The sequence below is a fragment of the Bradyrhizobium jicamae genome (assembly GCF_018130695.1).
In the GTDB taxonomy this organism is placed as follows: domain Bacteria; phylum Pseudomonadota; class Alphaproteobacteria; order Rhizobiales; family Xanthobacteraceae; genus Bradyrhizobium; species Bradyrhizobium jicamae_B.
The window spans coordinates 293469-303174 of record NZ_JAFCJX010000009.1 but is presented as its reverse complement, the minus strand read 5'-3'; the positions used below and the strand labels follow the sequence as shown (position 1 = coordinate 303174).

At 63.6% G+C, this 9706-nt stretch carries 12 protein-coding genes and 1 tRNA gene; 8 read left to right on the top strand and 5 right to left on the bottom strand.

The genetic code is table 11. The features are described 5' to 3' along the window. Nucleotides 1-537 precede the first annotated feature (537 nt). Complete coding sequence (locus JQ604_RS15865; protein ID WP_249158280.1) at nucleotides 538-2772, top strand: cation:proton antiporter domain-containing protein; 2235 nt, start codon at nucleotides 538-540, stop codon at nucleotides 2770-2772. A 149-nt stretch (nucleotides 2773-2921) separates the two neighbouring features. Here the strand turns inward: JQ604_RS15865 and JQ604_RS15860 are convergent, their stop codons facing one another. Next, on the bottom strand, nucleotides 2922-3365 hold the full coding sequence (locus tag JQ604_RS15860) for a hypothetical protein (protein ID WP_212358329.1): 444 nt from the start codon (nucleotides 3363-3365) through the stop codon (nucleotides 2922-2924). Between the two features lie 250 nt (nucleotides 3366-3615). Here JQ604_RS15860 and JQ604_RS15855 point away from each other — a divergent pair, with 250 nt between their 5' ends. Further along, a complete protein-coding gene (locus JQ604_RS15855) occupies nucleotides 3616-3891 on the top strand; it encodes a hypothetical protein (protein WP_212358328.1) in 276 nt (91 codons plus the stop codon). Between the two features lie 110 nt (nucleotides 3892-4001). Next, a tRNA-Arg gene (locus JQ604_RS15850) sits at nucleotides 4002-4078 on the top strand. Between the two features lie 42 nt (nucleotides 4079-4120). Here JQ604_RS15850 and JQ604_RS41870 read toward each other — a convergent pair. Next, a complete protein-coding gene (locus tag JQ604_RS41870) occupies nucleotides 4121-4249 on the bottom strand; it encodes a hypothetical protein (RefSeq protein ID WP_283817996.1) in 129 nt (42 codons plus the stop codon). Nucleotides 4250-5140: 891 nt separating this feature from the next. Between JQ604_RS41870 and JQ604_RS15840 the strand changes: the two genes are divergently transcribed. Beyond that, complete coding sequence (locus tag JQ604_RS15840) at nucleotides 5141-5563, top strand: hypothetical protein (RefSeq protein WP_212358326.1); 423 nt, start codon at nucleotides 5141-5143, stop codon at nucleotides 5561-5563. Nucleotides 5564-5658: 95 nt separating this feature from the next. Here the strand turns inward: JQ604_RS15840 and JQ604_RS15835 are convergent, their stop codons facing one another. After that, nucleotides 5659-5952 carry a hypothetical protein gene (locus tag JQ604_RS15835; RefSeq protein WP_212358325.1) on the bottom strand — a complete coding sequence of 98 codons (294 nt, stop codon included), beginning with the start codon at nucleotides 5950-5952 and terminating at the stop codon, nucleotides 5659-5661. Between the two features lie 255 nt (nucleotides 5953-6207). Here JQ604_RS15835 and JQ604_RS15830 point away from each other — a divergent pair, with 255 nt between their 5' ends. The 3 genes from JQ604_RS15830 (at nucleotide 6208) to JQ604_RS42145 (ending at nucleotide 7503) form a co-directional block, all read left to right on the top strand. Continuing rightward, nucleotides 6208-6468 carry a hypothetical protein gene (locus JQ604_RS15830; protein ID WP_212358324.1) on the top strand — a complete coding sequence of 87 codons (261 nt, stop codon included), beginning with the start codon at nucleotides 6208-6210 and terminating at the stop codon, nucleotides 6466-6468. Then, nucleotides 6449-6868 (top strand): type II toxin-antitoxin system VapC family toxin, encoded by a 420-nt coding sequence (locus tag JQ604_RS15825; protein WP_212358323.1) that lies wholly within the window; start codon nucleotides 6449-6451, stop codon nucleotides 6866-6868. Before JQ604_RS15830 ends, JQ604_RS15825 begins: the two co-directional genes overlap by 20 nt. A gap of 152 nt (nucleotides 6869-7020) precedes the next feature. After that, complete coding sequence (locus JQ604_RS42145) at nucleotides 7021-7503, top strand: hypothetical protein (RefSeq protein WP_212358322.1); 483 nt, start codon at nucleotides 7021-7023, stop codon at nucleotides 7501-7503. A gap of 93 nt (nucleotides 7504-7596) precedes the next feature. On the opposite strand, the gene JQ604_RS15815 is transcribed toward JQ604_RS42145, so the two are convergent. Together JQ604_RS15815 and JQ604_RS15810 are read right to left on the bottom strand one after the other, a co-directional pair. Then, a complete protein-coding gene (locus tag JQ604_RS15815) occupies nucleotides 7597-8151 on the bottom strand; it encodes a hypothetical protein (RefSeq protein WP_212358321.1) in 555 nt (184 codons plus the stop codon). Between the two features lie 227 nt (nucleotides 8152-8378). Next, nucleotides 8379-8960, bottom strand: coding sequence for a hypothetical protein (locus JQ604_RS15810; RefSeq protein WP_212358320.1), 582 nt, complete (start codon nucleotides 8958-8960; stop codon nucleotides 8379-8381). Nucleotides 8961-9237: 277 nt separating this feature from the next. On the opposite strand from JQ604_RS15810, the gene JQ604_RS15805 reads away from it, so the two are divergent. Then, nucleotides 9238-9624 carry a VOC family protein gene (locus JQ604_RS15805; RefSeq protein WP_212358319.1) on the top strand — a complete coding sequence of 129 codons (387 nt, stop codon included), beginning with the start codon at nucleotides 9238-9240 and terminating at the stop codon, nucleotides 9622-9624. Nucleotides 9625-9706: the final 82 nt, after the last annotated feature.

The window sequence follows — 9706 nt, the reverse complement described above, 5'->3', positions numbered from 1 at the left end:
TCGCCCTGGTGAGACTCTGCTTTTGTGCCACCATCGCCAGCGACAGGCGTTAGCCTTTCGCGTGCTTGCCACCTGCATCGGGGCGGCAGGCCCACACGACTTCGCCGTCCGCCTTGCATGCACACGCCTGTCGCACGCCCGGCGGCCACCGCATCGTCACCCACGTTCGTGGCGTTCGCGAGCGCCCCTCGTGTCGGGTGAGATGGCCATTGTTAGCATATTCCGAAGTTCGTGTAAAGAGGAAATATTTTCACTCCGGGCCCTTGCGCCGTCGGGCAAATCAGCGGTCTAATGTCAGCGGGAGCGCACAGGCTTTGTGATGGGTGGAGCGCAGCGATATCCATCCTCTCACGACGCGGCACGAAGGTGATGGGTATCGCCCTTCGCTCCACCCATCCGACGAAACTACGATACCGCGCCACTGCCGACGCCTCTCCAAAATCAATGGATCGCTTCTGGAACCTGTGCGTTGTCAGGCTGACGACGCACAAAGGGGGTCTTGGCGTGATGGCGATCCGCTGGGGGCGACTGCTACCGATGGTCGGGGCTGTCCTCGCACTCCTGCTGATGACGTCAGTGGCGGATGCGGAAGGCGACAAGGGCGCAAAACCATCCGAATTCATCCTGCTGGTGCAGATCGCGCTGCTGATCCTGGTCGGCCGCGGGCTCGGCGAGATCATGCAGCGGATCGGCCAGCCCTCCGTCATCGGCGAGCTGCTTGGCGGTCTCTTGCTCGGCCCGTCCCTGTTCGGCTGGGTGTGGCCTTCCGCGCAAAGTGCGATCTTTCCGCATTCCGCTGAGCAAAAGGCGCTGATCGACGGGATCGCGCAGTTTGGCATTCTTCTGCTGCTCTTGCTGACGGGCATGGAGACCGACCTCAAGCTGGTGCGCAAGGTCGGCCGCGCCGCGGTCACGATCTCGATCGCCGGCATCGTGGTGCCCTTCGTCTGCGGCTTTGCGCTCGGCCATGTCCTGCCGGACAGTCTGCTGCCGCATCCCGAGGCGCGGCTGGTCGCCTCGCTGTTCCTCGGCACGGCCCTGTCGATCTCCTCGGTGAAGATCGTAGCCGTCGTGGTACGCGAAATGAACTTCATGCGCCGCAATGTCGGGCAGATCATCGTCGCGACCGCCATCATCGACGACACGATCGGCTGGATCATCATCGCCATGATCTTCAGCCTCGCCTCGCGCGGTACGCTCGATCTCGCCTCGGTGGCGCAGGCGCTGCTCGGCACGCTGGCCTTTCTCGCGATCAGCTTCACGATCGGCCGGCGGCTGGTGTTCCGCCTGATCCGCTGGGCCAATGATCATTTGGCCAGCTCGGCCGCCGTCATCACCGTGATCCTGCTGCTGATGAGCGTGATGGCGATGATCACACACCTGATCGGCGTACATACCGTGCTCGGCGCCTTCATCGCCGGCGTGCTGGTCGGGGAATCCCCGATCCTGACACGGCAAATCGACGAGCGATTGCGAGGGCTGATCTCGAGCCTGTTCATGCCGGTGTTCTTTGGTCTCGCCGGCCTCAGCGCCGATCTCACCGTGCTCAGGGATCCGAACCTCTTGATGCTGACGGGCGCGCTGGTGCTGATTGCGAGCATCGGAAAATTCGGCGGCGCCTTCGTCGGCGGCGCACTCGGCGGGCTGACGCGTCAGGAATCCTATGCGCTGGCGAGCGGCATGAATGCGCGCGGCTCGACCGAGGTGATCATCGCGACCATCGGCCTGTCGATGGGCGTGCTGAGCCCGAACATGTTTTCCATGATCGTGACCATGGCGATCCTGACCACGATGGCGATGCCGCCGATGCTGCGCGCGGCGCTGGCGCGGCTGCCGCTCGGCGAGGAAGAGAAAGATCGGCTCGAGCGCGAGGAGTACGAACAAAAGGGCTTTGTCGCCAATCTGGAACGGCTGCTGCTGGCGGTCGACGAGAGCACCAACGCGACCTTCGCCGCTCACCTCGCCGGCCTGCTCGCCGGCGGGCGCGGCCTGCCGATCACCGTGCTGCATGTCGGCGCCGAGGCGGAGGCGCAGCAGAAGAAGCGCGCCGAGGATGAGAGCCACGAGGCGGCTGTAACCGAGGCTGCAAGAGCCAGCGCAGAGGCCGAACCCGATCGCGGCGGCAATGTCGAGGTCACGACACGGGCACGCGACAAGGATATCGCGGAGACGATCACTGAGGAGGCAAGGAAGGGTTTTGATCTGCTGATCGTCGGTGTCGAAGCGGTGATCGACGGCGACGGCGGTTTCACGCAAGAGATCGACGACCTGAGCTCGGGCTTTACCGGGCCACTCGCGATCGCGCTCGCCAAGGGCCCTCACCTCAAACAGCCGACCAGCACCGCGCGAAAGATCTTGGTGCCGGTGTCCGGCAGCACGGTGTCGCGGCGCGGGGCCGAGGTCGCGATCGCGCTGGCCAGGCTCAGCGCACAGCCGCTGCAGATCGTCTATGTCTCGACCACCCGGGACAAGGGCGCGCGGCGCTCCAGCCCGAGCATGTCGCTGGCGCGAGAGGAAGCGATCCTGAAGGACACCGCGGCCGCAGCCGCCCGCTACGACGTCGAGGTGCGCACGCGACTGCGCGTCAACACCGCGCCAGAGGTCGCGATCCTGCAGGAGATTGCGGCCGTCAGCGCCGATCTCGTCGTGCTCGGTGTCGATCGCATCCAGGGCGATGAACTGAATTTCGGCAGCGTCGCAGCCGCCGTGCTGAGCAAGTCGAAAGCGTCCGTGCTGCTGGTGTCGGATGGGGAAGTCAGGCCGAAGACCTAAGCACCTTGCGTTTGGCAGGTCGCAGATCCCCTATCCCCTCATCCTGAGGAGCCCGCGAAAGCGGGCGTCTCGAAGGACGAGGCCACAGCTGGGGCCTCATGGGTTCGAGACGCGCTTCGCGCTCCTCACCATGAGGGTAACCAGCGCCCCTACCACTCTTCCGGGCAGGGATCGACGATCTTCCAGAGCTCGGTGCCGTTCTTGATCTTCTTCATCTCGGTGGTGAGCCCGCCGTTCCTGCGGATCCAGTCCTTCACCGTGTCGGGGTAATAGGACATCAGGTCGGAGGTGCCCTCGAGGCTGGTGACCTTGATGCCGAAGGTGAAGGCCTTGTCGTAATAGGCCTTGTGGAAGCCGAGGCTCGCCTTCGGCGTCACGCAGATCTTGTTCATCGGCACGATGCCGAACACCAGCGTGCAGGCGGAGTTGCAGATGCCGTCGATGATGACGCGCTCGCCCTTGTCGCGGACGCGCTTGTACTTGGCCTTGTACTCCTCGACATAGCCGCCATGGTCGCGCGTGATGTGCAGCTCCGCCCGCGCGGGCGCGGCGGCCAGAACAACAAGCGACAAAGCGAAGAGCGTGATGCGCATGAACAGTTCGAAACCGGGGTGTCTGGTCAGGAAATACGGCCCAAGTCGATTTACCCAAGTAGACTTATCAGACAGGACCTGCCGCAAGACTCTGGCCGGACTGTGTTGGGAATTCGTTAAGCATCCCGAAAAGGCCAAAAATTGGCACGCTGTGACCGTTTTCCCGCAGCTTTTGGGCCCGTTACGGGTTAAATGGAGGGAGGGAGCGGCCAAAACGGCCGATTCCCCTGGGGAATGTCCGGAGATGCCGATGACCACCAAGACCCTTTTCGCCGCTGCCGCCGCCTTCGTCCTCCTGGCCCTGACCCCGGCCTCCGCCGCCGACATGACCGCCACTCCGCGCCACCACCACTACCGGCACGCCCATTGGTGGGGCCTGCCCTACCACATCAGCTATCTGCATAATTACGGCCCCGGCCCGGCTGCCGGCACCTTCGCCTATTATGACGGCCCGACCAGCGTGAAATGCTACCAGAGCGCCGCCGCCTATCGCGGCCAGGACGGCCGCCGGCATCCCTGCTTCTGAGGCGGTCCGCTTAAGCCGAGCCCCCGCGGCGGCGCCCGCTGGCCCTCGCCGGGCCAATCTGATAATCGACCTCTGTTCGGGCGTGCTCTGATCGGATCACGCCTCGGCATGCACTCGTAGCTCAGCTGGATAGAGCATCGGATTTCGATTCCGAGGGTCGGGAGTTCGAATCTCTCCGAGTGCGCCAAACAAATTCAAACAGCGTGGGTTTGAGGTTCGCGTCGCGTCCTCAGGAGAGTTGCTTCAGACCCTCTTCAATCGCTCGCAAATCGTCATGAACCTGATCGAGCGCGTGGCGCGTGGATCCGCTGGGCGAGGACTGGAGTTCTTCAAGCAACTTGCGCCGAAGCTCGCTCATTCTCTCCAGCGCTCGCCGGTTCTTCGCGCGCACGTAAGCGGATACGAGGGTTCGAACGGCAGATGACACTGAAAGACCCATAGCGAGCAGCAAATGCTGCGATGGTGCTACGTTTTCCCTAAATTATTATTCCGGCCGTCTCATACGTGAATCCGGCGATCGGACGAACGATTGGCGGGGCCGAATTGAGCTGCACGACTTTGCTCCATGATGAGCATCGGCTCTACGCTCAGCCATCTGAAGCGCTCGTCCTTGCGCGATGTTCGGCCGAACTTAAAATAATACCGCTCGCGTTCTGAAAATCGACCCCGCCCGTCTCAAATGAACATGCCCAAAGCGAGGATGACGACCGGCAACAGTCCGAATGCAATGATTCCTGCGCGTTTAAAGATTTCAATCATGGCACACCCCCGACAGATGCACTTAACCCAAGTTAAGCCGGGGAAACGCGGGCCGCCAAGTGCAGTTTGTGCCAAGCGGATTCGAGAGCGGAATGAGCGCCGCTAAAGCGCAAACAGGGCCAGCGCCGCCAGCATGACCAGTGCTGTCGAGACGCACAGTGCAACGGGGAGCCAATCAATGCGCATATCGCTACGCTGATCCGGCGTTCATCGCGACCTTTGACCTGAATCAACTGAGGCAGACGTTGCCGGCGCATCGCGCACGACGGACAGAATGCCGCAGGGGCTGCGCAGCGTCAGGTTGCATTTGAATGAGTCACACAAGGGATTTTCAAAAGACTTCGCCTAAACAGCACCGAACATTTTAGTTCGGGAGGGCGAATTGAACGGAAAGCTCGTCGTTGTTCTTGCAGGTGCGTTAACCGTGGCCGGCTGCGATCTCGTCCCCGACCCGACGGTCTTCCCTTATTCCAGCGACCAGGTCCGGACCATGCTGATGGACGCCAGGACCACCATGCCGCGGCGCGATGATGCCAAGGAGATGATCAAGATCTGGGGCGCCGCGCGCACATCGAAGGGCGTCAGACTGAACATGAAATATGCAAGCTGGGCGGGCACGCAGGAGTGCGAGGCCGTCATCACGGTCATCAAGCCGCAGGAAAGCCGCGTCGTTGCCGACTGCGGCAAAGTCACAAACCCTGACTCCGCGCTGAGCCGCACGCAGGATGGTCTGCGCGCCCCGATGTTCGAGGAACATATCGCCGCAACCCTCAACAAGCGCCCGTTCAATCGCGGCAACGTCACCGCGAAGGAGTCCGCGCTCGTGATGAAGAACCTGCCGGCGATGCAAGGCGAAGCATTGCAGATGGCCGCCGACGAAGCCAAGCTAAGGGCTGCGGCGGGCCGCCGCTGAGGACGTCGCAACACCCCCACTGCGGCACGTTGATCGAGAGAAAAATCGGCCCGGCCAATCGCATGCAGCGATCGCCGGGCCGATCTCATGTTGGCTCAATGCTTGCTCGGCGTCAGCATCACCAGCACGCCGGTCGGCTCGGGCTCGTGGGGACGCAGGCTCGTCAGCGTCGGATCGCTCCAGTCGGCGAGGCTGACGACCTCGCCGGTCTCGCCGTCCATGTCGGAGGTCTGCGCAGGCTCGAGCACCTTCAGCCCGCTGCGATCGACGAAGAAGGTGTGGTCGCCGAACAGGCCGCACAATTGCGCGACGGCCGGATGATTGTCGGGAAGCACCTCGGCTTCCATCTGGGTCATGGTGCGCTTCACTTGGTCGGAGTTTAGCTTCATCAGCAGTTCCTTGTCTGGAGTTCCGGCCGCCGCCCGTTTTCCTCAGGGGCCTTGAACTCCCGAACACATGTTGCGCGGAAACGTTCCGCACGTGAGGCTCTTCGACGTCACGGCGCAACCGACAACATGTCGCTCAATTCATGTCGCTCAATTCCCGATGCCCCAATCGTCGCAAGCCTGAGGCAAGAACCGGCGACTCCAGCGCTTGACGATCGTCGCGGTTCCCATAAATATGGTTTTATGGGAGAGCGACGCATGAAGACCACGATTGAGCTTCCCGACGACCTCTATCGCCGCGCCAAGGCGGAGGCGGCGCTGCGCGGTCGCAAGCTCCGGGATCTGGTGGAGGAAGGGCTGCGGCTCGCCCTCGATGCCAAGACCAAGACCCGCCGCCCGCCGAGCCTGTCCGGATTGACCAAGCGGGCACGCGGCATGATCGATTCAGGTGTGCCCGACCTCGCCTCGAACCCCAAGCATCTCTCGGGCTTCGGGCGCCATGACCGTCGCGATCGTTGATACCGGGCCCCTCGTCGCGCTGCTCGACCGCGCCGAGCAGCACCACGGCTGGGTCGCCGAGCGCCTCGGAGAGCTCGATGCCCCTCTCCTCGTCTGCGAGCCCGTGCTCGCCGAGGCGATGTATCTGCTGGCGCGCTATCCGAGTGCACAAGACGCCGTCCTGGAACTCATTCAGAACGGAGCGCTGGCCGTCGCGTTTCGCGTCGATGACCATGTCGAGGCGCTGCGCAGGCTTCTCAGGAAGTACCGGGACATGCCGATGTCGCTCGCCGATGCCTGCATCGTTTTGATGTCGGAGGTCCATGATCAGCACGTCGTCCTGACGCTGGACTCCGACTTCCTGGTCTACCGGCGACACGGCCGCTCGCCCCTGCCAGTCATCCATCCCCAGGCACAATAGCTGGTGGCCGCGGCGGCGGTTGATTGATACCTGTCGCGTTCCTCAAGGGGATAGAATTCACCTAGAACTTGCGTTAGTCACGGGAAAGGCCTCGGCTTTGCCGGTCCGGGCCCCCCTCCTTCGGTCATCACGCCATTTCGGACATTTTCGACATGAGACAGATCATCCTCGCGCTGGCGCTCCTCGTTCCGGCTGCCGCGCTCGCCCAGGGCACCACGCCGCCGCCGCCGGCCGATGCCAGCCAGCCCTCAGCAGCCGCCAAGCCGGCCAAAAAGCCCAAGCCCGCGGCAACAGCACCTGCGGCAGCCGCGCCAGCGGCCGACAGCACGGCCCCGATGGTCGGTGACAAGCCCCTGGTCCAGGTCGGCAAGAAGAAGGCCGCCAAGAAGGATGCCGCCGCCCCGGCCGCCTCCGGCAAGGGGCAATCGGTCGCCCAGAAGCTGCAGGCCTGCGGCGACATCGACGACGCCACCAAGGAACGGCTGATCTGCTACGACGCGATCTACAAGCCGGAGCCGAAGGCCAAGCCCGCGGCCGCCAAGGGCGTCAATGAGTGCCGTTTCGTGAAGGAAGAAGACGAGCGGCTGACCTGCTACAACGGTTTTGCCGACAAGATTCCACGCCTGCCGCGCTAAGTGCTTGATAGCGCACGCGATCGGCCTGCAGCCAGATTAGATTAGACGGGAATGGTCAGCGTTGCCCAAGCGGGCAACGCTGACGTTTGGCTTTTACCAGGTGCTGTTCCAGCCGAAGCCGCCGAAGAAGCCACGCGGCTGCTGCTGGGCGACGCGGAACGGCTGGGCCTGCGGCTGCGCCAGCCGGGTCGGCTGCAGCTGCTGCGGCGGGTTGCTGTGGACCTTGGCGACCTTCTTCTTCGGCTTGGCCTGCTGGGCCGGGGTCTGCTGGACCTCGAGCGGCTTGGCCTCGGCGACCTTGGCCGCATCCTTCTTGCTGACGTCCTTGCTGCCCAAGTCCTTGGCTTCGGCCGGGACGAACTGGGCGAAGGTGTCGCGAACCCGGGCGGTGGCCGACTGGTCGACCGCCGGCCTGGTGGCCGCGGCAACCACGGTTGCCTGCGCCGGCACGATGGTCGGCTGGGTGGTGTCATAGACCACCCGCTCCGGCAGCTTCTGGGTCGACTTGATCCGCACCGTGCTCTTGTCGAGGCCGGGCGATGACAGGTTGGCGAGCGCGGCGTTGTCTTGCGGGACAATGGCGTCGATGACAAACAGCAGCGCAAGCAACGCACCGCCGACAAACAGAAAATATCGCGCCAAAGGCATCGTCGTAGCTCCCCCCGCGCTCTCTTCGCGCGGTTCATTCGCCATGGCCCTTCCGGATTTCGTTCCTTCGGACCAGATTTTTCGTTTGAGGTGCTCGTTCAGGCGATCCCGTCAACCGGTAACCCGGGACGCATCGCTTCGAAGCCCTCACACGGGCGATCTATCAGTTAGTTACGAGGGAGGTCCTAAGGTTCACCCCAGGGGGTCAAATTTTCGCGACGAAAGGTTTACGTGCGGCTCGCGGTGACGAGGGAACAACGCGCCTTGTTTGCATTAACGTTGACGAAGCCGATTAACATTCCCGAATAGGTCTTCCGGCTCTTCATGTTGATGGTGTCGGATATCAGCTTGGTGCGCGCGGTCAGCGGGCTGCCGTCCTGACGGACGAACTTGCAGGCGATCTCGATATCCTTGACCGCGAAGTCGTTGCTGTTGCGCAAGGTCAGCGTCACCAGCGCCTTCGAGCCCAGCCCGCCGCGGCGGAACGACTGCGACGCAATTTGTAAACCATCCAGCGGCGACTTCTCGGGCCGCGCGTCAGGCGCAACCGACGACGGCGCCATGCCGACCGTCCCGGTCGCCTCCGCCGGCGCGGTGGCCACCGCCGGGCTCGCGGTCGCCTCATCATTGGTCGCGTTCTGCGCGGTGAGAATGATGGCGGAGGACGCGGGCGAGGCCTGATCCTCGGCATCGCTGGGCTCGGGAAGCATCAGCCAGGCGGTCAGCCCGGCGACGACGATCAGTGGCAGCGCAATGGTCGTCCCCCAACTCTGCAGCGACGCCTTGCCGAGCCTTGCCCCGATCCACATTGCCTCACCCCTCAGCCGGCAACGAACCGGCCGTGCCGGTCCGCCACACATGAAAAAAGCCATACGGCGTTCAACCGTACGGCTTCCGGGACGACGGCCGCGCAGTACGGGGCGCCACTTCCAACCCAACCACTGGGCAGCAAAATGGTTTCATTCCGGGACGGCAATATTGCGGCGCGCGCATATTAGCGCGATGGCATTGCCGCGGGGCCGCCGCTAATACTGCGGCGATCGGCCGCCGCTTCGCGCGGTCCAAGAACAACTTGAGGAGCTCGCTATGCCCATCGTCGTCACCTGGGATCACGTCCACCTGCGCAGCCCCGATCCCGAGGCCACCGCGGCCTGGCTTCGCGACACGCTCGGCGGCGAGATCCTCCGCGGTCCCGGCCGCATCGACGTGCAGCTCGGTGGCGCAAAAGTGTTCATCGCCGAGGTCAAGGATGGCGACGGCGTCAACGCACCGCCGGTGACGCCCTATCAGGGCCTCGACCATATCGGGCTGACGGTGAAAGACATCGACGCGGTCGCCGCCGAGCTCAAGAGCAAGGGCGTGGCGTTCACGAAGGAACCGACCACGATTCGCCCCGGCGTGCGCATCTGCTTCATCCGCGGCCCACAGGGCATCTCGATCGAGCTCCTGGAGCGCGACAAGAAGTACGCGTGATGTATCTCCTCATGGTGAGGAGGCGCGCGAGCGCCGTCTCGAACCATGCGGCCACATCCTTCGAGACGCCGCTGCGCGGCTC